Raw genomic sequence first — 21638 nt, forward strand, 5'->3', positions numbered from 1 at the left:
ACGGATTCCCGTGTTTACGTGTGTCGCGTGCCCGCATTCGGTTACGCCGCCTCGAAGGCGTCCTCGCGGACCCAGTCGTACCCCTCGTCCTCGAGCTTCTCGGCGAGCTCCGCGCCGCCGCTCTTGACGACTTCGCCGTCGAGCATGACGTGGACGTGGTCGGGCTCGACGTAGTCGAGGATCCGCTGGTAGTGGGTGATCTGGAGGATGCCCGTGCCCTGCTCGTCGCGGAGCGCGTTGATCCCCTTCGAGACGTCCTTCAGGCGGTCGATGTCGAGCCCCGAGTCGATCTCGTCGAGCACGGCGACGCTCGGCTCCAACATCGCGGCCTGGAGGACCTCGTTCTGCTTCTTCTCGCCGCCGGAGAAGCCGGCGTTGAGGTAGCGCTGCATGAACTTCTCGTCCATATCGAGCAGCTCCATCTTCTCCGAGAGGATCTCCTGGAACTCGGCGACGCCGATCTCGCCGTCGTCCGCGGGCCCCTCCATCGGGGAGGTCTCGTAGCCCTCGTCGTCCTCGTCGTCGGCCTCGGCTTCCTCCTCCTCGCCCTCCTCTTCGAACAGCTCCTCGCGCTCGTCCGCCTTCGCGTTGAGGGCCTGCCGGAGGAAGTTCGTCATGGTGACGCCCTCGATCTCGGCGGGGTACTGGAAGCCGAGGAAGATGCCGAGCGCGGCGCGCTCGTTCGGCTCTAACTCGAGCAGCTCCCAGTGATAGTCCTCGTCGTCCAGATCGGCGTCGACGTCGGCGACGTCCTCCTCGCTGAGGTGGAGCAGGATCTCGCCGCCGGTGACCTCGTAGGCGGGGTGGCCGGCGATGACTTTCGCGAGCGTCGACTTCCCGGAGCCGTTCGGGCCCATCAGCGCGTGAATGTCCCCGGACTCGACGGTCAGGTCGACGCCGAGAAGGATGCGTTCGCCGCCCTCTTCCGCCACTCGTGCGTGAAGATCGTTGATTTCGAGAGTAGCCATATGTATTCTCGTGCCTCGTACCTTGACGGTGGGGGTTGAGGGGGTTAATGGTTACGCATCTACCCGTCAAAAATCGCAGATCGACCAAGAAATTTTCTTCCAATCGAAAACTGCTTTCGACGACCGGCGTTTCGCCTCGCCGTCGGTCACATGAACGAGCCGAGCCCGGTCTGCTCTTGGCCCGTCTTGACCTCTTCCCACGACATCCCGAGCGCTTCTATCACGCGCTCGATGGGGCCTTTCAGGGTCTTGTCCAGCATCTTCTCCCAGTCGACCTCGAACTCGTCGGGCACCTGGTCGGCGTACTCGAAGCAGATCACGTCCGGATCCCGTTTGAACTCCCCGTACAGGTGATCCCGCTGCGGGTCGAGCCCCTCCTCGTCTTCCATCCGCGCCCAGAAGTCGGGGTGGACCTTCTCGATGTACAGCCGCTTCGGCTTCGACCCGCTCCCGAAGTTGGTGCCGAGCATCAGGTTTGCGTACTTCGCGCCGCGGACCTGCGCGGTCGGGGTGTCGTAGGCGTCGAGCTTCTTGCCGATCCCGCCCGGGATCCCGATCTCGTCGAGGTCCATATCGCCGTCGAGCACGCGCGCGATGACGTCCACGAGGTACGCTTTCACCTCCTCTAAGTCCTCGTCGATGTCGTCACCCGTCACGATCGTCTCGATGACGTTCTGTTGGACCTCCTTCGTGATGCCGGCGATGTCGGAGCGCTTGTACTCGAAGCCGGTGATGTCGATGTCGTCGACGTCTTTCCCCTCCTTCCAGACGATGTGGCCCGCGTACCGCTTCTTCTTGCCCGCCTGGAAGAACCGCCGGTAGAGCTTCTCGAACTCGATCTCGAAGCGGTGGAACTCGGCGTTTAATTCGTCGCGAGCGAAGTCGTCGTAGCGCTCGTTGATGTGGTCCTCGATCTCGAAGGAGGTCTCGATCGCCTCCTCTTTGTCAACCTCTTGGCCGAGGGACAACATGACCGAATCCGTGTTGTGGAGCACAATACCGCCGACACCGTCGACGAAGTTCTCGTTCTCGGCGACGCTGAGATCGTACACGTACCCGTCGTGATCCACTTCTTTAACCACTGGATCCCGTCCACCCCGGTAGTAATCGCACGTTCGAATCGTGTAGCTCTCTTTGCTCTCCCTGTATTTCAGCGAGTGTTTCTCCCCGCGCTGGGTGAGAAGTGTCGAGAGGCCCGCCCCGAGTTCTCGGCTCGTCGTCTCGAAGTCGAAGTTTCGCTCGCAGTACTCGGCCGAGTACCGTGGGAATTCGCGTGAGCCGTCGCCCTCTACGAGTACGTCGACGAAGAGCTGTTGGAGATCTTCGGGGAGATTGAACACGAACCCCGGGATACGCTTCCCACGCGACGTTTGCCCGGCGAACTCACGGAAGAACACCGCCGAGAGTTCGTTCATCATCTGGAGCTTGTGGGTGCCGTCGTCGTACGTTACCGACTGGTCCCCGTCGTCGGTTTCGTACTCGACGGTTCGTTCGCCGGACGTGTTCGACGAAATGACACTCGCTGTCGCTCCGTCGAACAGACGTAAATAATCCTCTTGGAGGCCTTTCAGCCATTCCGTTCTGGATTCCGCGATGCTCGCGCCGAACTTGGATTCGGCCGTTTCGATCGTCGAGGCACTCCCCTCGGTGACGTACGCGGCGAGCAACCGCACGAGCGCCCGTCCGTCTTCGGAGTCCAAATCGACGTATCGCTGTACCTTGATGCTCTTCTCTATCGCATCGTGATGCCTGTGGCCGAACCAGACCCAGTCGTCGTTCGCGTGGATTCGCTTGACCTTCGTCGCCGCGTTCTCACTGCCGACGCTTCGGCCGTCCTCGTACTCGCGCGTGTATCCTTCCAACACGTCGTACACGTCGATTGTTTCCACCGTCTCGACGTCGGGGAAACCGGGCACCCGAAGCGGCTCTTCGACGTCTTCTGGCTTCGTTTCGACGAGGCTGCCGTCCTCTTCGACGACGTACGAGTGGTCTCTGGTCGTTGTCGACTCGCCGAACTTGTGCTGGAGGTTGACGACCGGCTTGTCGGTCTCGTGCCGAATCACCTGCTCGATCGGTTGCCACTCCGGTTCACCGTCCTCGGTGACCGAAAGCGCCTTCCACCCGTCCACGCGACCCCGTTCCTTCTCGACCGACACCGAAGCGACAGGCCCGCCGTCGGCGGTAACGATCAGATCCTCGCTCGCAGTCGCGTCCGACAGCTCGAAGAGATCGGCAATCGGCAAGATTCGAACGACGCCCTCGGGATCGCGCACGACGACGGGTCTGTCGCCCGTGACGCTGTCCCCGTACGCAACGTCGTGGCCGAGCTCCTCCGCGGCCTCCTCGGTGAAGTCGATCACCTCGCGACCGGTCGCCGTGACGGCCGCGGCACCCTCCTTGTCGTAGAGACGGAACCGATCCCACCCCGTAACGCCGTACAATGAATTCCCAACATTCTGAAACTTTCCGTTTCGACCGGCAACAAGTGTATTATTATCTTCGACAGTTACGCAATATACCCCCTCTTCTGCGCGACTTCGCTCGCCACTCCTGTACATGCGAAGAGTGTTCTTAGTGTTACGGCTCGCATGTATTCGCCAAACGCCGCTGTCGCGGGTGTAATGTGCTGTCAATCCGAGCGTTAAACAGAGTCGAAGGACATCATCACGGAGTTGCTCGCTTTTTGTGGTGTAGGTGAAGGATTCGTTCTCGGTTTCCCACCGACCATCACCCGCAATGAGCGTCTCAAGGAACTGGCGTCGACGTTCCGTAGACTGTTCAAACACTAACTCGGGAATCTTTTTATTCTCACTTCCTTTCCCGCAGAGACTCCACAACAACTCGTACCAGACGCGACTTGAGAATGAAATTGCTCGATCCGTCGTGTAACTGTAGCTAGATATTTTGTCGATTAATGCTGCTATCTCGTCATGTTCTTTCCCAAGCTCTTGTGCGATTTTAATCCGATAATTCTTGGTTTTTGCTTCGTACAGACTCCCTTCAGTTATGTACCACGCTAGGAAGTCTAGTAGATCATCCGCTTGAATACAGTTCTCAGCGGATGGTTGTCCGTATTTCGCAGCAATCTGTGTGCCTCCATCTGATACTGTAGTCGCGATCTCTGTGTATTCTTGTATTAATTTTGAAATAGTATATTCTTCAGGATACGAATCCACTTCATACGTCCAATCATGTGGGAGTTCATAATTACAATACTCGTGTAGCTCACCAGCTTCAACAAATTTGTAACCGTCCTCGGTGATTCCATTTTTGTCATTTTTCCGGACGAGCATCCGGTGGTTCGGCGTCACCCGGAAGTCGATCTTCGACGTTTCGATGTCGACGAGTTCGTCCCGGTAGTCCGGGTACGCGTGGGTCTCTTCGACGGTCTTCAGTTCCATCTCCTCGGTGTCGGGATCGAGCGAGTACACGGCGTCGCCGACCTCCAACTCCGTAATCGACCGAACGCCGTCGGGGGTTACGACCTCGGTGTCCGGCGTGAAACAGTTCATAATAACCTTGACAGACGCCTGCTGTCGGTCGTACTGCTCGTACGGCTCGGTGCCGGGGTCGTGGTCGTTCCGGAGCGACTTCTTCTCCTCGCGCTCGGTGAGGAGCTCGTCGACCATCTCGCGCATGATGCCGTCCGGCTCCTTCCGGAAGTGGGTCCCGTTGGGCGCGACGTACGTCTCGCCGTCGTACTCGTCGGGGTCGACCTTCGTCTCCGGGCCGGCGTTGATCGTCACCATACACATCGGGTAGAGGCTCTTCAGGTCTTGGACCGTCACCATCTCCTTGACGCCGGTGATCGGGTCGAAGACGGCGCCGCCCTCGAAATCCTCGGACTCCTGTTGGCCCTTCGTCGGCAGCGCGAACTTCCCGAACGCCTTGTGGAGGACGTACATGTCGACGGTGTCGCCCGGGGTCGGCGCGTCCTCGATCTTGCAGCCGACGAAGGTGCGCACCTCGTCCCAGAAGGCGATCACGTCCTGCTTCCGGTCGATTTCGACGCACAGCTCCACGTCGCGGATGCTGTACTCCAGGAGGCGCTCCGGGTCCTGCTCCCAGAGGTCGCCGATGTCGCCCGTGTAGCGCTCCTTGCCGACGCCGAGCTCGCGCTCGCCGACCGCGTCGAGGCGGTACGACTCCAGCTCCGTGAACATCGTGCGTTTATAGGCGTACAGCAGGTCGAAGACGACCCGGCCCTTCACGTCCGGGCCGCCCCAGCCCGAGCGCCACACCTCGCCGATCCGGGAGAGGCGGTCGACGTCGAGGTCGTACTGGCTCCCGTCGTCGAGCACCTCCAGCCGGTCGAGCACGTACGGCGCGTCGAAGTCCTCGAAGTTCCACCCGGTGAGCAGGTCCGGGTCGGTCTCGTCGATGTACTCGACGAACGCGTCGAGCATCGCGGCCTCCTCCTCGAAGGTGCGGACCCGGAAGTCGAGCTCCTCGCCGTCGCCCACGATCCCCTCGTAGTCGGGGAGGTCCTCGGGCGGCGGGATCTCGGCCTCGGGCGCGTCGTACAGCCAGACGACGTACTCGTCGTCGTAGGAGTCGTGGCTGGTGAGACAGATGATCGGCTCCTCGCCGTCCTCGGGGAAGCCGCGCCGGTCGTCCACCTCGATGTCGAAGGTGTTCACGCGCATCTCGGCGTCGACGTCGGCCGGTTCGAGGTGCCCCTCGTGGACCTGGATCGTCCCCTCGCCGTCGTCGAGGCGCCGCTCCTCGACGCGGATCCCGCCGTTGAGGCCGTTGTCGATCAGAAAGCGGTTCGGGAAGAGGATGTCCGCCTCGAAGCTGGTCTCGAAGTCATCGCGGATGTTCCCCACGTCGCGAGGCGTGCGCGTGACGATCCGGGTGAGCGGCTCGCCGCGGATGCTCTCGTACGGCTCGCCGTCGGGATTCTCCTCGCGGGTCCCGATCACCACGTCGTACTCCTCAACGGGGTCGCGGTCGAGGTCGGCCGTGGGGACGTAGAAGTAGGGCTCGACGCCCAGCACCCGGAGGTGTTCGACGACGTCGTGGTCGGCGTCCTCGACGTGCTCCGCGGGCCGCCGGCCGAACACGTGGACGACCGGGTACTCGTCGCTGCCGTACCCCTCGACGGCGTAGTCGATCTGGGTGATCATCAGCTCGACGGTCCCGGTCGACTCCGGGAACTTCGCCTCGTCGACGTCGACGACGTCGTTGACGTGGCCACGTCCGCCGCCAGCGACGACGGCCGCCTCCTGAGCGGCCAGCTCCTCCCGTTCGGTGTCCGTGTCGCCGTCGGCCCCGTCGCCCGCGTCCCCGGTCGACGAGAAGTCCGACAGCCCCGACTGAGTCATACCCGCTCTTCGGCGTCACCCGGCTAAAAAACTCGGCTTTCGGGTGCGGCGAGCTATCCCGCCACGGAAAGGCATATATTGTGTGACGACTTACCACGGTCCATGTCTTCGGACCCACGTTCCGAACCCCAGGCGGCTCGTCCGGCCGATTCCGACGCGGTCGACGCCGAGGTGGAGGCGTACGAAGACGACGGGAACGTGGTACTCTTCGACGCCACGAACCCCCTCGCGTGGGTCGAAGCGAGCCGAACCGTGCGGCTCGCCGACGCGGTCTGAAGCGGCTCTCGGCCTCGGTCCTCCGTTCCGTCGTCCAGCGCTCGCCTCCCGTAGCCGCGGCGCCGCGTCCGGACGGAACCCCTTTGCCCCGGCGCGGCGTATGGTCGGGCGTGTTCAGCCTCGACGAGGACGACGAGGGCGAGATCTCCGTCGGCGAGAGCTCCGACGCCGAGCGGGAGATGACGCCCGACATCCCGAAGGCGCCCTCGGTGAAGTCGTTCGACGACGGGGGCGACTTCGAGGGCGCGAGCGACGTGGACCAGGGGACCCTCCGCGCGTTCGTCGTCGCCGTCATCTACGCCAACGCCGCCGTCCTCCTCGTCGCGCTCGGCCCGATGGTGTGGTTCTTCGAGGGCTGGTCGCGGGTCGGGCCGGCCCTGTTCGTCGGCGGCCTGTTCGCCGGCGTCCGGACCTACCAGACGTACCGGTCTTGGAAGCGGTCGCGGGACGAGCAGCGCGACCCGGACCCGGAAAGCGACGCGACTCCCGAGGACGACACGCCTCCGGAGCGCGACGCGGATCCGGACGCCGCCCCCGAGGCGGCGCCCCCGGAAAGGTAATGCCCGGCGAGCGCCCTCTTCCGACCATGCAGACGGTCCGCGACGGCGACGGCGAGACGTACCTCCTCGTGAAGCGCTCCGCCGAGTCCAGCCGCGTGCGGGACCCGGCCACCGGCGCGGAGCGGTACGTCGACAACGACCAGCTCTCGGTCGTCGACGGCGAGTCACCGCTCGCGACAGCGGCCTCCGGCGTGCCGGAGCCGGTCCGCCGGACGCTCGGCGCGGTCCGCGACGACCGGTCGCTCGGGCTGCTCGCTGTGGTCGTCGACGAGGGGCCGATCGCCGCGATCGACCTCCTCGACGCCGCCGACATGTGCGAGTCGGACCTCCACGGAACGATCACGGAGTTCCGCGCGGCCGGGCTGGTCGACGAGGCCGAGGTCGCCGGTCGACGCGGCTACGAGGCGACCCCGGTCGCGGTCGAGGCGCTGGAAGCGCTGCGCGGCGGGTCGGCGGACGAGGGCGACGGGGTTGACGAGGGCGACTAGGACCTCACTTATAACCGCGATCTGCGGTCGGCTGCGGCTGTTCGCTTATAAATAGTTGATTCTAGATCGACGGCGAACACCTCCAAAGCCCCAGCCGCGAGGCTGTCGCACGCTCGCTGCGCTCCTCGTCACTCACTTCGTTCGCTCCTGCGGTGCTTACGTCGCCTGCGACAGCCTCGCGGCTGCCCCTTTGAGCCCCACCCGACCGCGACCGCACGGCACCTCACGCCTCCCCAGCCTCGTCGCTGGCGGCTGGCGCCGCCAGCGACTCCCTCGCGCGTGCGACTCGCGCCCTTCGGGCGCTCGTCGGCACGCGCCGACGTGGAGGGGCGGTCTGACGTCGCCGTCCCTCTCAGCGGCGGCGTCGCCGCGGGCTTCTACCGTTCCTGCCGTCGTCTGATATTTATAAAGGGGCCCGGCGCAGCGGCAGTGACGCTCAGTCGTCCGCGAGCGACGCGAGGTCAAGCTCCGCCGCATCCTCCCGGCGGACGGTCGAGCGGTTCGAGCGCGGGTCCTTCTCGACGGTGACCAGCTCGTCGGCCGCGCCCACCAGCTCGTCGTCGTGGCTCACGATGACGATCTGGGCCACGCCGAACCCGCGCATTTCCTCGACCAGCCGGACGAGCCGCGAGACGTGGCCGGAGTCGAGGAAGACGGTCGGCTCGTCGAGGATGAGCGGCGGGGGCGGCGCCGCGCCCTCGATCCCCTCGGAGAGCAGCCGGTAGATCGCGCAGCGCAACGAGAGGTTGAACAGGGCGCGCTCCCCGCCGGAGAGCTGCTCGGGGTCGAGCGGCTCGCCGTCCTTCTGGTAGACGGTGAGGACGTACTCGCCGTCAAGCTCGATGTGGGAGTAGGCGTCGTTGCCGTAGACGAGCTCGAACGTCTCGTTGAGCGTGCGCTCCAGTTCGGCCACGTTGCGCTGGCGGAGCTCCGCGCGCAGGTCGCCGTACATCGACTCCAGCTCGCTCGTCTCCTCGTGGAGCGTTTCGAGCGCTTCGACGCGCTCGCCGAGCGCCTCGCGCTCCTCGCGGAGCGCCTCCAGCTCGCTGAGCTCGCCTTTCACCCCGCCGATCGCGTTCTGAATCTCCTCCCGCCGTTCGCCGAGACGGTCGAGCTCCTCGGCGACCTGTTCGAGGTACTGCTCGGCGTCGGCCTTCCGCTCCTTCGCGTTCTCGACCGCGGCCTCGTCGACGGCGTCCGCGAGCTCGTCGCGGCGATCGCGCTTGTCGGCGAGCCGGTCGCGCCGCTCGTCGTTCACCTCCTCGAGGTTCTCCCGCTTCTCGCGGCGTCGTTCGATCTCGTCTTCCGCCTCCGCGATCGCGGACAGGCGCTCTTCGATCGCCGTCACCGCCTCGCGGTCGTCGTCGATCTCCGACAGCGACGCCTCCAGCTCTTCGACGCGCTCTGCGGCTTCCTCTGCCTCGTCGCGCTTCTGCGCGGCGACCTCGCGGGTCTCTTCGGCCTCCTCCCTGAGGTCGGCCGCGCGCTCGCGCTTCTCCTCGGCCGACTCCCGCTTCCGTTCCGCCTCCTCGCGCTTCTCTTCGACCCGCGATTCGAGGGTCTCGACCCGCTCGTCGATCTCGTCGAGCCGGTCCGCGGCGCTCGCGAGCTCGTCCAGCTCCGCGATCCGCTCGTCGAGGTCGTCCTCGCGCTCGCGGGCGTCCTCCAGCTCCGCTTCGAGCTCCGCGACGCGCTCACGATCCTCCTCGATCCCGCTGGCGTGCGGCGAGTCCTCGACCGGCTGCCCGCACTCGGGACACTTCCCCGCCGCGAGCAGCTCCTCGGCCTCTTCGACCCGCTCGCGGGCGTTCTTCAGCTCCGCCGACAGCTCGGCGATCCGTTCGCGGACCTCGCCGCGCTCGTCGCGCAGCGCGTCCCGCTCCTCGCTGACCCCGTCGCGGTCGACGTCGGCGTCGGCGGCCGCGATCCGCTCGCGGAGTCCGTCGGCCTCTTCGCGCAGTTCCTCGATCGAGGCCTCGCGTTCGTCGGCCTCCTCGGCCGCCGCCTCCGCCTCGTCGGCGAGGTCGTCGGCCTCGGACTCGATCTCCGCGGCGCGCTCGGTGCGGTCGTCCGCCTTCCCGGCGAGGTTCGTCGCCTGGTTCCGGAACGCCTCGGCGCTCACCCGCTCGTCGTCGAGCTCCTCGCGGACCGCCTCTTCCCGGTCGCCGAGCTCCTCGCGGCGGTCGGCGATCGCTTCCTCGCTCGCCGCGTCGAGGCCGGCGTCGTCGAGCCGGTCGTCGATCTCGCTTTCGATCTCTCCGATCCGCTCGCGGGCCTCGCGGATCGCGTCGCGGTGGTTGTCGCGCTCGCGCTCGGCCTCGCGGATCGCGGCCTCGATCTCGTCGATCTCCCCTTCGACCGACTCCAACTCTTCCCGCTTCTCGGCGTGGGTCTCGAGCGTCTCCGCGGCCGCGTCGCGCGTCTCCTTCGCCTGTTCGCGCTGGCTCTCGTACCGATCGATATCCTCGTCGACCTCGCCGAGTTCGCTCTCTAACTCGTTGAGTCGTCCGTGGAGGTCCCGGTCCTCCTTCGCGGCGATCTGCTCGTCGAGCTGGTCGAGCCGCCCGCGACGGTTTTCGAGGACGTCTTCGACGCCGAGCCGAGCGTCGCCGGCGCGCTCGCGGTACTCCTCGAGCTTCCCCAGCTGGAGCAGGTCGTCGATCGTGTCCTGTCGCTCCCGCGGGGTGGCGTTGATGAGCTTGTTCACCTCGCCCTGCCGCACGTACGCGCAGTTGACGAACGCCTCGGCATCCATCCGCAGCAGCTCCGTGACGAACTCGCGGACCGCCCGCGCGCCGTCGCGGGTCACGTCGCTCCCGTCGATCGATTCGAGCGTACACTGGTGGTCGATCCGGCCGTCGTAGGACTTGAGCCGGCGCTCGACCCGATAAGAGACGCCGTCGTGGGTGAACCACAGCTCCACTTCCGTCTCCTCCTCGCCGTTCGTGATGACGTCCTCGAGGGTCCCGTCGAGCGCCTTCGACCCGTACAGCGCGAAGAAGCAGGCCTCCAGCAGCGACGATTTCCCGCTGCCGTTGAGCCCGTGGATCACCGTGACCCCCTCCGTCAGCCGCAGGTCTGCGTCCCCGTACGGCTTGAAGTTCGCGAGGCGGACGCGGTCGAACTTCACAGGTAGTCCTCCATGGAGACTTGGCCGTCGGTCGACGCCGGATCGGGGTCGGCCGCCTCCGCGGGATCGGACTCGGCGTCCGGCTCGTCGGTGGCCGATTCGTCTGGCTTCTGTTGGTCGGCGTCCGAGTCATCGGGCTTCGGTTCGCCGGTATCAGATTCGTCGCTCCCGTCATCGACGGTTTCGTCGGCCGGTTCATCACTACCACCGTCGACGGTCTCGCCCTCTGGTTCGTCGCTATCGTCGTCGCCGGCGTCGTCGTCGTCCGTCTCGATCGGCTCCGCGGCCGTTTCGACCGGTTCGAACGCGCCGAGATCCTCCCCCTCATCGAGCCGCTCCTCGACCCTGCGTTTCACCGTCTCGCGGACGTTGGCGTCGGGGACCGTGTCCTCGCGGACCGCGCTCTCGACGTCGCGCGCGGCGGTCGACAGCGCCATCTCGTCGAGGCGGTCGCGGACCGCGTCCTCGGGGTCGGCGAAGCTCACGTCCACCTCGCCGTCCGTGTCGACCTCTCGCTTGTCCGTGACGCGCGCGATGAGCGCGCCCTCGTCGTTGGCGAACTCCTCGACGGCCGCGGGCGTCACCGGGTCGCCCTCGCCGGTGATATCGACGTGGACGACCGCCTCCGCGAGGTCGTACTCGCGAACGCGCTCGCGGACCCGCGACTCGCCCTCGCCCTCGCGCAGTTCGACCGAGACGAAGACGAACGGTCGGGTGTCGAGCGCCCGACGCCGGATCTCCACGCGGTCGTCGCCGCCCGCCGCGTCCGCGTCGAAGACGACGAGGTTGTAGCCGCGGCCCTCGCGCTCGCTCGCGCTCGCGCGCTCGGTCGAGCCCGGATAGGTGACCCACGTGTCGGCGACCTCGGCGGTGTCGGGTTTGTGGTTGTCGCCGAGCAGCATCGCGTCGAAGTCGATGTCGCTCTCGGTCAGTACGGTCTCCGTGTCCCAGTCGGCGTAGCCGAACGGCTCGAAGAGCCCGTGCGCGACGAGCGCCGCGTACTCGGCGTCGTGGTCGGCGAACGCGTAGTCGAGGTCGTCGCGCCGCGAGACGGGGACGTGGTCGAGGCCGTAGAAGGCGGTGTCGCCCACGACGACCGGCTCGTCGCCGAGCCGGGTCGCGAGGCCGAGTCGTTCGAAGAGGTCGAGCCACTGCCCGCCTCGCGTCGACTCGTGGTTGCCGACGACCGCGAGGAAGGGGACCCCGGCGTCGTCGAGCCGGCGGAGGACGGAGATGGTCCCCATCAAGTCCCGCAGTTCGGGCCGGCGGTCGTGGAAGAGGTCGCCCGCGTGGACGACGGCGTCGACGCCGTCGTCGACCGCGTCGTCGACCACGGCCTCGAACGCGTCGAGGAAGTCCTGGCGTCGGACCGGCGAGTGGTACTGCGAGTACCCGATGTGGGTGTCGCCGGTGTGGATCACCCGTGTCATCTGGACGGGTCTTGGCCGGTGCCCGGCTTAGGGATTCCGGGGCCGGAGCGGAAGTGGTCGGGGCCGCGCTCCGCTTCGCGGTCGGTGTCGCGGCCCCACCGGGAGACACCGGCGCGCTCGTCGGCATCGCTCTCGTCGGCGTCGCCCGCCGCCGCGCGTCGAAACGCCCGATACTCGGCGAGCGCGTCGCGTCCCCGCTCGGCGGCGGCCTCGTCGCCCGCGCGCTCCGCGGCGTCGATCGCGTCCGCCAGCCGGTCCAGCCCGACGGCGTCGACGAACCCGGCCGCGCGCCGCAGGTCGGTTCGCGCGGCGTCCGCCTCGTCGATCACGGCGACGTACGGGCGTCTCGCGGTGTCGGTGCGCGTCGCGAGCGCGGCCAGGGCGCGCTTGACGGCGGTAGTCGAGACCACGGGCCAACTGGCGCGGTATCGGATATAAATCGTCGCGGCCGTCTCCCCTCGACGCGGCGGCTGTCGCTTACCCGTTCGCTCGTTCGCTCCCGATCAGATACCCAGCGAGTAGAGTCGCTTTCGCGCGTCCGTGAAGGAGAACCGCGAGTCGACGACGCCCTCCTCTTCGAGCCGCGACAGCGCGTAGCGGACGGTCCGGGGCGGGAGCAGCGTCTCCTCGGCTAATTCGCTCTGGGTCAGCGTGTCGTTGTAATCTAACACCTTCGCGACTAACTTCGCGCTCGGCGGGAGGTCGCGAACGGCCGCCCAGCGGTCCGCGGTCCCGTCGTCGGCGGTAACGGCGTCGGTCGTGCTCATGCGTGGTCTGATCGTCGTCATGCTATTTGATAATATTTACTATCCATTTTAATTACTTTCAATCATAAACCGGCGGCCAACGGTACCGATAGTCGCGGACGCAGACCGCCGCTGTTCGGCGTCTTGTTGGCGGTACGCCCCTGTCGTGCCCCCACCCGAAGCCTCTTATCCGCGAGACGCTTTAATAAACACAATGAGCGACACGGTCGACGACGTCGATATGCCCTACGACGAGGGAGCGGCGTCGAAACAGGAGAAGATCGACTCCTTACAGGAGCGGCTCGACGTGCTCGAGTCCCAGAACGAGGAGATGCGCGACAAGCTCCTCGACGCCAACGCGGAGAACAACAAGTACCAGCAGAAGCTCGAACGGCTCACCCACGAGAACAAGAAGCTGAAGCAGTCCCCGCTGTTCGTGGCGACGGTCCAAGAGATCACTCCCGACGGCGCCGTCATCAAACAGCACGGGAACAACCAGGAGGCGCTCACCGAGATTACCGACGAGATGCGCGAGAAGCTCGACCCCGATGACCGCGTCGCGGTCAACAACTCGCTGTCGGTGGTCAAGAAGTTAGAGAAGGAGACCGATGTCCGCGCCCGCGTCATGCAGGTCGAGCACTCCCCGGACGTCACCTACGCCGACATCGGCGGGCTCGAAGACCAGATGCAGGAGGTCCGCGAGACCGTCGAGATGCCGCTGGAACACCCCGACATGTTCGAGGACGTGGGTATCACGCCCCCGAGCGGCGTGCTCCTGTACGGCCCGCCGGGGACGGGCAAGACGATGCTCGCGAAGGCCGTCGCCAACGAGACGGACGCGACGTTCATCAAGATGGCCGGCTCCGAACTGGTGCACAAGTTCATCGGCGAGGGCGCGAAGCTGGTCCGGGACCTCTTCGAGGTCGCCCGCGAGAACCAGCCCGCCGTCCTCTTCATCGACGAGATCGACGCGATCGCCTCGAAGCGGACGGACTCGAAGACCTCGGGCGACGCCGAGGTCCAGCGGACGATGATGCAGCTGCTCTCCGAGATGGACGGGTTCGACGAGCGCGGCGAGGTCCGCATCATCGCCGCGACCAACCGCTTCGACATGCTCGACCCCGCCATCCTCCGCCCCGGCCGCTTCGACCGTCTCATCGAGGTGCCCAAGCCGGAGACCGAGGGCCGCGAGATCATCTTCCAGATCCACACCCGCAACATGAACCTCGCCGACGGCGTCGACTTCGCCGAGCTGGCCGAGCTGACCCCCGACGCCTCCGGCGCCGACATCAAGGCGATGTGTACCGAGGCAGGGATGTTCGCCATCCGCGACGACCGCACGGAGGTCACCCTCGACGACTTCCTCGAGGCCCACGAGAAGCTCAGCAAGGACGAGGAGACGAGCGCCGACGACTCGCTGGCGTTCGCCTGATCCGGTCGTCTTCGCTCCGATCCGGAAGCCGCCGTCGACTCGATTTCTCTCTCGACCGTCCTCCCAGCCCCGCGACCGCGAGGGACGGGACCGCGAAAACCAGCAGGAACACCAGTCCGGCCGCGAGCGCGTAGCCCGCGCCGACGCCGGCGAGCGCGAGCCATCCGTCGTCGAGCGCGTCAGCGACGTTCATACCGGAGGTACCGCGGCCCGGAAGTTAAATCCGGGCGCTCGCGTCCGCCGCGGACGTCTGTGGCGCGCGGCCGCCCGGGTCGGTCACCGATCACACGTCGCCCGCCATCGCCCGGAACAGCCCGTCGGCGAGGGCGTCGCGGTCGACGGTCTCCGGCTCTCCCTCCCCGGTGGGGTCGACGTTCGGTTGGATCGTCCCGCCGCCCATCCGGGAGTGGCCCCCGCCGTTCCCGTTGTCGACGTCGTCTAACACCGCCGCGATCGCGTTGCCCATGTGGACCCGGTCGTCGCGCGACCGCCCCGAGAGGTGGACGGTGCCGTCCCGCTCGCCGATCACCACGACGGCGCTGACTCCCTCGAGCTGGATCAGCTCGTCCGCCGCCTGCGGGATCGCGTCGACGTTGTTCACGCCGCCGACGTCGGCGACCCCAAACGACCCCTCGATGCGGCGTCCCGCGATCGCCCGGGCCTTCACCTCCAGCACCTCCGCGTCGACCGCGGGGTTCGCGATGCGGTCGAGCCGGTCCTGGTCGACGCCGGGGTAGAGGTAGGCGGCCGCCGCGAAGTCGGGCTCGCTGGCGCCGACAGTGAGGTGTTTCGTGTCGGCCAAGATCCCGTACAGCAGCCCGGTTGCCGTGTCAGTCGACAGCGTCAGGGCGCTCGCCGTCTCGCTCGCGTGCTTGTCGGGGGGCACGGGGACGGCGTCGTTGTCCTGGAAGTACTCGGCGACGACCGACGCGGTCGCGCCGTAGTCCGTCCGCACGTCGGTGAACGACTCGCCGGCGCCGTCCCCGGGGTGGTGGTCGACGACCGCCGTCGGCAACACGCCGTCGGCGCCGGCGAACCCTCGCGGCTCGTTGTGGTCGACTAAGACGACCGACTCCGCCGCGAGGTCGCTCACGTGTTCGATCGGCTCCAAGTCGAGGTCGAGGACGGTCCGGAACGCCCGGTTCTCCTGGTGACGGATCTGGCCGGGGTACTGGACGGTCGCGTCGACGTCCACCTGGTCGGCGAGCGAGGCGACCCCGACTGCGGCCGACATCGCGTCGGGGTCCGGGTTCGGGTGCATCAACACCGTTATCTCGTCTTCGTCGGCCAGCAGTCGGCGGAACCGCACCCCCGGCGTGCGCCGGGACCGCAGCACCACCACCACGGCCGCGACGGCGATCAGGACGACGAGCGCCGCGGCGACGGCGAGTTCGGGATTCTCTCGGGCCATGGCCTCCGCCTGCGAGAACCGGTCGCCGACCGCGCTCATCGCTCGCATGGGTAGTGGCGAATCGCTCCCGACACATGAAGGTTCGTTACCGTTCCGACGGAGCTGAACCGACGGAAATCGGCCGTTTCGGGCGTTTACACGCCGAAACGGTCACCATCCGGCCGGGGCGCGCTACTCGGTCCGCGCCCGGTACGCGCGCACGGCGTCGCGGTACCCCGACCGGAACGTCGGGTGGACGAACTCGTAGCCGAGCTCGCGGAGCAGCGCGTTCGAACACCGCTTGCTCGTTCGGATCCGGCGCTCGGCGGCCGCGGAGAGGTCGCCGGCCGTGATCCGCTCGTCCTTCGACAGCTTCTCCGGGCGCGGGACGCCGCAGGCGTCCGCGAGCCAGTCGGCGAACGCGTGCTTGTCGACCGGCTCGTCGTCGACGACGAGGACGACGCGGTCGCGCGCGCGGTCCGTCTCCAGCAGGTGTCGGATCGACCCCGCGGCGTCCGCGCGGTGGACCATGTTCAAGTACCCGGCTGTCACCGGCCCCTCCACGTACCGCTCCAGCCGGTATCGATCCGGGCCGTACAGCCCCGCGAACCTGACGACGGTCCCGTCTATCCCGGTGTCGGCCGCGCGCTCGGTCGCGATCCGCTCGGCCTCGGCGAGGACCCGGGTCTTCTCAGTGGTCGGCTCGACCGGCGTCTCCTCGTCGACCCAGCCGCCGTCGTGGTCGCCGTACACGCCCGTCGAGGAGGTGTACACTAATCGGTCCGGCGGAGTGGACCGCGAGCCGTACTCGTCGACGACGTTCGCCAGTCCGTCGACGTACACCTCCCGCGCCGCGTCGGCGCCGCGGCTGCCGGAACTGGCCGCGAAGACGACCGCGTCCGCGTCCGGCAGCGCCGATAGCGACGACGGGTCGGTCGCGTCCGCGCGGACGGCCTCGACGTCGGGGGCGACGGCGTCGACCGCGTCCAGCCCGGCCTTGGACCGCCGAACGCCCGTCACTGCGTGCCCCCGGGAGTCGAGCTGGGCCGCGAGCGCCAGCCCGACGTAGCCGCAGCCGACGACGACGACCCTCATGGCTTCCGGCGCTCGATGACCGCGAGGATCTCAGCGAGCTGTCCGAGGGTCATCGTCGTCCGCCCCTCCAGCGCCTGCTGGACCTCTTGACCGGTGAGGTCGGCGTCGATCTTCGCGGCGATCGCGTCGACGTCGAGGACGGCGGTCGCCATCCCCATCAGCAGGTGATCACGGACCTCCGCCACCATCGCGTCGGCGTCGCGGTCCGGGTTCGCCGCCGCGAGGACGGCCGTCGCGTCCGCGAGCGAGAGCGCCGCGACGTCCCCGTCGCGGACGGCGTTCGCGTCCGTCTTGGACAGTCCGACCTCGTCGACGAGCCGGTCGCCATCGACGCTCGCCGCCGCCGCCTCCGATACCATCGTTTCGAAGGCGGCGAGCAGATCCGCCGCCGCCGGTTCGTCGGCGTCGACGTCGGGTCCGGCTCCGCGGCCGTCGACGACCTCGTGGAACATACCGCCACTCGGTTGCCGTGTCTCAAAACGGCTGCGGTCGGCGGCCTCAACGGCGCCCGTCAGTCCCCCTGCGCAGCCTCGCAGTCGTCGCTTTCCGCCGGCGACGCGGTCAGCGCCCCCGGGCACGGCCAGCCGCCGGAGGTCTCGTCGCGCGTTCCGCCGACGTCGCCGACGCCCGGCGGCCCGGCGGGGACGGCGACGACGACGACCGTCCGCGTCTCGAACGCGACCGGCTCGGTCCTCCCGAGCGCGACCGACTCGCCGTCCACGTCGACGCTGACCGCGCCGGGTTCCCGGACGTACTCGAACGGGCGGTCTGGCGTCCCGACGTTCGCGCGGAGGGCGAACCGCGGGTACTCCCCGCGCACCTCCACGTTCCACGCGTTGACCGTCGCCACCCAGTAGCCGGGGACGGGCGCGACCGGAAGTCCCGCTCCCACGGTCCGAACGGGCTTCGGAACACGCTCGTCCGGCACCGACGCGACCGCCTTCTGGGCGCGGGATTCGATCTTCGACTCGACCTTCTTCCGGCGAACCGCGCGGGACGCGGCCGTCGTCTCGTCGACGAATCGGGCCGGAACACGGACCGCGTTCCGCCCCGTCTCCTCGCGCGTCGCGACCCGGAGGTGCGCCGCGAGCCCGAGCCGCCCGGCCGACGAAAGGGCCCCGATCCGGGCCGCCTCGCTCGCGACGCGGTTCGCGTACTCGCCGTCGCCGACTGCGACGGCCCTCTCGCCGAGCGAGTCGTACTCGGCCGCAGTGTTCTCCAACACCGCGTTCCGCTCTTCGCGTGAGAGGTCGGTCCGCTCCGCGAGCCGGTTCGCTAGCGCGTCGTCGACGCGGTCAAGCGAGGCGTCGATCCGGCCGGCGAGCGCGCGTCGGTCGGCGCGCAGGTCGTCGTCGTCGGCCGCCGCGAGCGCCTCGTCGGCCGCGAGGAGCGACCGCCCGGCGACGCCGAGACGGACCGTGTCGTCGGTGCCGAGGATCCGGTCGGCGATGCCGCCCGAGACGTCGCTGTACGGGAGCGTGACGTAGTTCACGTTCCGGGTCGCGAGCGGTCGCGTCGTCGTGCCGTCGACGCCTTCGACGCGCTCGCCGTCGACCGCCGTCCGCGGGAGGTACCCCGGCGACCCTTCCGGGGCGAACGTGACGGCGCCGCCCGGCCCCTCGTCGCCGACGCTGTAGGTTCCCGGGTCGCGGGCGGCCTCGCGGCTGGCGATCACCTCGCCGACGGGCGGCCCCCCGAACGCGTCGTTCACGCGGTCGAGCACGCCCTCCGTCGCCGCCTCCCTGTCTTCGGACGCCGATTCGAGCTCCGCGATCACGGCGTCGAGGTACGCGACGCGGGCGGCGACGCGTCCTCGGTCGACTGCGCCGTCGTATCTCGACGGGGCGTCGCGGAGCGCGTCCCGGCGGTCGCGCACGGTCGCGGCGAGGTCTCGGTACGGGGTCGACTTCCCGGCTGCGGTGTCCGCCATCGACGCCTCGGTCTCAATCTCGCGGACGCGCTCCGACAGCGACGAGACGTCCCTCGCGATTCGGTCTACGTCCGCGTCCGACCGGTCGCCGTACACGACCGTCGACCGCGTCTCGTCGCCTCCTTCGACGGCATCGCGCGCCAGTCGATCCACGTCACCGTCCGTCTCGACGTTCAGGTCCGCCATCGCGGCCGCCGGGGTGTCCGCGAGGTCCGGCCCGACGATGTCGCCGCCCTCACCGGCGCCGAACGTCGCCGTGGGCCTGTCGGGCGCGTCGTCTCGCGGCGCGTACGTCCCGGTCACCGACACGCGGACGCGGTACCGGTCCGTCGCCTCGTCGCGCGTCACGGCGCGGTCGACGCGCACGTTCTGTACCGTCCCGTTCGGCCCCCGCTCGACGACCCGCCGCTCCCACGTTGCGGTCGCGGCGCGCTCCACGATGACCTCCCGGGTTGCGCCGCCGAACGACACGGACTCGCCGGCCGACACCGTCTCACCGTCGGTCCCCGTTCGGAGGTCGCTCCCGTCGACAACCCGGATCCGCTCCGTCCTTGACGTGTCGACCCGTCGCCACGGCTCGTCGAGGAGCGACCGGGGGCGATCCGGCGTCACGGGGCCGCCGTCGGCCACCCGGGTCGTCTCCGTCTCCGCGGTCGCCTTGACGCGGTGGCTCGCCCGCACGATCGATTCGAGGTCGTCGTGGACGCGCGTAGCGGCCCGGTCGGCCGCGTGCCCGACCTCGACCGACGCGGTCTCGCTCGTCGCGTCCGCGCCCGGATCGAAGGCGGCGTCCTCGCTCGCCGTCTCGTCGCCGGTCGAAGCTGGGGTTCCTCCCTCGCTGTCTCCCGTCCCCGTCGGGGTCGGCGCTCCGAGGACGGCGTCCGTCCAGGCGGCCTCGCGGACGCCGGTCGGAGACAACAGGTCGGTCACGCCGGTCCGGGCGGCCGCGCGGGCCACGCCGCCGCGCGCGTCGGGGTCGCTGGTCCCGAACACGTCCCGCTGGACGCGGACGATCCCGGCGTTCGTCGACAGCTCGACGTGGCGGTTCGCGACGACGTTCTCGACCGGGGCGCCGGCGTACTGGCCGTACCCTCTGGCCCACGCCATCGCGTAGAGGCTAGCGGTGACCTGTCTGCCGAGCCCGGGCCCTTCGACCGGGCCGCGGTTGAGCCGGCGCTCGAACCGCTCGGTCCGCTCGTGGGCGGCAAGCGTCGGCACGGGGACCGTGACCGTCCGCGACCGCGTCCGGTTCACGACCGTTCGGCCGTCCCGCGTCGCGGTCGTCGCGACGCCCGCGAAGGTGACCCGCGTCGCGGTCCCGTTCGCGGCCGGTTCGACGCTGACCCGCTCGCGCGCCGCGACGAGGTCGTCGACCGAATCGACCGGCGGGAGCGAGGCGTTCGCCTCGACGCCGCCGACGTCGCTCTCGACCGCGCGCAACGCCTCGGCCCCGGCGAGCGCGAGCCGAATCCGGAACGCGTCCTCGAACGCGGACTCCTCGCGGACCGCTTCGGCCCCCGGTCCCGATCCACCCGGCGCGCGCGTCACCGGCTCCGCCGCCGCGTCGTGAGCGGCCTCTCGAGCCGCGCTCCTGAGCGCGGCGGTGGCGTCGGCGTCAACGCGCTCGACCGCGCGCTCCACGCGGCGATCTTCACCGACGAGCCCCTGCTCGGCGAGCCCCGCGGCGTACGCCGAACTCGTCACGAGCAACAGCACGCCGACCAGCGCGAAGGGCACTCGCGCCCGCTCGTCGACGGCGAACGTCCGCGGCCGCCGACCGAGCGTCGACCGTCGATCGTCCCGGCTCCCCACGGTCACCACCTCCGGACGACGATCCGAACCACAGGATCCGGACCGTCGGGATCGGACGCCGATTCGCCGCCCCCGTCCGACGGAAGCGGCTGTCTGACGACTGCGACGCCGACGGTGGCGTCCCGCGGTGGCTCCGGTCCGACGGCGACTATCCATCGGTCCTCATCCGCCGCCGTCCCGTACGAAGCGGTCGCCGATGACTCCCCTCGCGTCCGGTACCGCTCCGGGACGCCGGCGATCCGCTCGTCCGTCCGCGCCGGCTCGTCGACGGCAACGTCGACGCGCGTCCGCGGGCCGACGCCGGTTCGGACCGCACCGATCGCCCGGCGATCGAACGCGCCCTTCGCGCCTCCCTCGGCTGCCCTGTCGGCGATCAGCGCGAGCAGCTCCGCGCGCGTCGCGTGGATCCGTCGCGTCCCGTTCGGCGCGTCGTCGTCGGGATACGTCACGGTCGCGGTCTCGGTGACGAGCCGGTCCGCGGCGTCGGTCGCTGTCGGGCCGTCGGGGCCGCCGGGGTCGCTCGCGCTGAGCGCGACGACGCTCGCGGAGACGCACAGCAGCAGCACGGTCACGTCGAGGACGGTGCTGGTCACCGCCACACCACCGCCCGGAGCGTCCCGCGGACGTTGCGGCCGGGCGCTACCCGGACCGTCACCCGCCGCTCGGCGACCGCAACCGCGTCAGGCGACCGGGCCTCCGGCGGTCCCGGCGCGTCCGGACCCGACGCCGCCAGCCACCGCTCGCCGCCAGCCTCCAGTTCGATCGCGGTCTCGGTCCCCGGCGCTTCGACTCGCCGCATCCGGCTCGGATCGACGACGCCGCCGACGGTGACTGTCTCCTCGACGCGGTCGAGCGCCGCCCTCGCGGTCGACCGACCGTCGTCGGGGGCTGCGTCCGCGAACGCGCCGGCGTACAGCCCCAACGCGAGTCCGACGACCACCACCGCGATGAGCGCGGCGGTCGGTTCGACGGCGGCGCGGTCGGCGGTCGAGAACGTTGCGGTCGGCCGCGTCGACGCTTCCGTCGCCTTCGGCTCGTCCGACCTCACGAGACC

General features: G+C 68.6%; 16 protein-coding genes. 4 read left to right on the plus strand and 12 right to left on the minus strand.

Annotated elements, in window-relative coordinates:
* Positions 1-41 precede the first annotated feature (41 nt).
* Entirely contained in the window at positions 42-968 is a 927-nt protein-coding gene (locus B378_RS0100905) for an ABC transporter ATP-binding protein (RefSeq protein WP_026046110.1), read from the minus strand.
* A gap of 146 nt (positions 969-1114) precedes the next feature.
* Positions 1115-6295, minus strand: coding sequence for an intein-containing DNA polymerase II (locus B378_RS0100910; protein WP_017341951.1), 5181 nt, complete (start codon positions 6293-6295; stop codon positions 1115-1117).
* A gap of 102 nt (positions 6296-6397) precedes the next feature.
* Between B378_RS0100910 and B378_RS16950 the strand changes: the two genes are divergently transcribed.
* From B378_RS16950 to B378_RS0100925, 3 genes are all read left to right on the plus strand, one after another.
* A complete protein-coding gene (locus B378_RS16950) occupies positions 6398-6571 on the plus strand; it encodes a hypothetical protein (protein ID WP_004599863.1) in 174 nt (57 codons plus the stop codon).
* Between the two features lie 110 nt (positions 6572-6681).
* Positions 6682-7131 carry a hypothetical protein gene (locus B378_RS0100920; protein WP_017341952.1) on the plus strand — a complete coding sequence of 150 codons (450 nt, stop codon included), beginning with the start codon at positions 6682-6684 and terminating at the stop codon, positions 7129-7131.
* Positions 7132-7157: 26 nt separating this feature from the next.
* Positions 7158-7619 carry a hypothetical protein gene (locus B378_RS0100925; protein ID WP_017341953.1) on the plus strand — a complete coding sequence of 154 codons (462 nt, stop codon included), beginning with the start codon at positions 7158-7160 and terminating at the stop codon, positions 7617-7619.
* Between the two features lie 436 nt (positions 7620-8055).
* On the opposite strand, the gene rad50 is transcribed toward B378_RS0100925, so the two are convergent.
* The 4 genes from rad50 to B378_RS0100945 all read right to left on the minus strand — a co-directional run bounded on the left by rad50 (position 8056) and on the right by B378_RS0100945 (position 12946).
* The gene (gene rad50, locus B378_RS0100930) at positions 8056-10749 is read right to left on the minus strand and encodes a DNA double-strand break repair ATPase Rad50 (RefSeq protein ID WP_017341954.1); all 2694 of its coding nucleotides are present in this window, start codon (positions 10747-10749) and stop codon (positions 8056-8058) included.
* Positions 10746-12179 (minus strand): DNA double-strand break repair protein Mre11, encoded by a 1434-nt coding sequence (mre11, locus tag B378_RS0100935; protein ID WP_017341955.1) that lies wholly within the window; start codon positions 12177-12179, stop codon positions 10746-10748. The genes rad50 and mre11 overlap by 4 nt, the downstream gene beginning before the upstream one ends.
* The gene (locus B378_RS0100940; RefSeq protein ID WP_017341956.1) at positions 12176-12589 is read right to left on the minus strand and encodes a hypothetical protein; all 414 of its coding nucleotides are present in this window, start codon (positions 12587-12589) and stop codon (positions 12176-12178) included. Before B378_RS0100940 ends, mre11 begins: the two co-directional genes overlap by 4 nt.
* Positions 12590-12682: 93 nt before the next feature.
* Positions 12683-12946 carry a helix-turn-helix domain-containing protein gene (locus B378_RS0100945; RefSeq protein WP_004598708.1) on the minus strand — a complete coding sequence of 88 codons (264 nt, stop codon included), beginning with the start codon at positions 12944-12946 and terminating at the stop codon, positions 12683-12685.
* A gap of 193 nt (positions 12947-13139) precedes the next feature.
* Between B378_RS0100945 and B378_RS0100950 the strand changes: the two genes are divergently transcribed.
* A complete protein-coding gene (locus B378_RS0100950; protein ID WP_007995214.1) occupies positions 13140-14357 on the plus strand; it encodes a proteasome-activating nucleotidase in 1218 nt (405 codons plus the stop codon).
* A 283-nt stretch (positions 14358-14640) separates the two neighbouring features.
* On the opposite strand, the gene B378_RS0100955 is transcribed toward B378_RS0100950, so the two are convergent.
* The 6 genes from B378_RS0100955 to B378_RS0100980 all read right to left on the minus strand — a co-directional run bounded on the left by B378_RS0100955 (position 14641) and on the right by B378_RS0100980 (position 21632).
* The gene (locus tag B378_RS0100955) at positions 14641-15816 is read right to left on the minus strand and encodes a bifunctional oligoribonuclease/PAP phosphatase NrnA (RefSeq protein WP_017341957.1); all 1176 of its coding nucleotides are present in this window, start codon (positions 15814-15816) and stop codon (positions 14641-14643) included.
* Positions 15817-15939: 123 nt separating this feature from the next.
* The gene (locus B378_RS0100960; protein ID WP_017341958.1) at positions 15940-16842 is read right to left on the minus strand and encodes an NAD-dependent epimerase/dehydratase family protein; all 903 of its coding nucleotides are present in this window, start codon (positions 16840-16842) and stop codon (positions 15940-15942) included.
* The gene (locus tag B378_RS0100965; RefSeq protein WP_017341959.1) at positions 16839-17294 is read right to left on the minus strand and encodes a DUF5791 family protein; all 456 of its coding nucleotides are present in this window, start codon (positions 17292-17294) and stop codon (positions 16839-16841) included. The genes B378_RS0100960 and B378_RS0100965 overlap by 4 nt, the downstream gene beginning before the upstream one ends.
* A 59-nt stretch (positions 17295-17353) precedes the next feature.
* The gene (locus tag B378_RS0100970; protein ID WP_017341960.1) at positions 17354-20593 is read right to left on the minus strand and encodes a hypothetical protein; all 3240 of its coding nucleotides are present in this window, start codon (positions 20591-20593) and stop codon (positions 17354-17356) included.
* Complete coding sequence (locus tag B378_RS0100975) at positions 20587-21183, minus strand: hypothetical protein (RefSeq protein ID WP_017341961.1); 597 nt, start codon at positions 21181-21183, stop codon at positions 20587-20589. Before B378_RS0100975 ends, B378_RS0100970 begins: the two co-directional genes overlap by 7 nt.
* Positions 21174-21632, minus strand: coding sequence for a hypothetical protein (locus tag B378_RS0100980; RefSeq protein WP_017341962.1), 459 nt, complete (start codon positions 21630-21632; stop codon positions 21174-21176). Before B378_RS0100980 ends, B378_RS0100975 begins: the two co-directional genes overlap by 10 nt.
* Between the last annotated feature and the right edge of the window lie 6 nt (positions 21633-21638).

This window comes from Halorubrum sp. T3, assembly GCF_000296615.1.
Classification (GTDB): Archaea; Halobacteriota; Halobacteria; order Halobacteriales; family Haloferacaceae; genus Halorubrum; species Halorubrum ruber.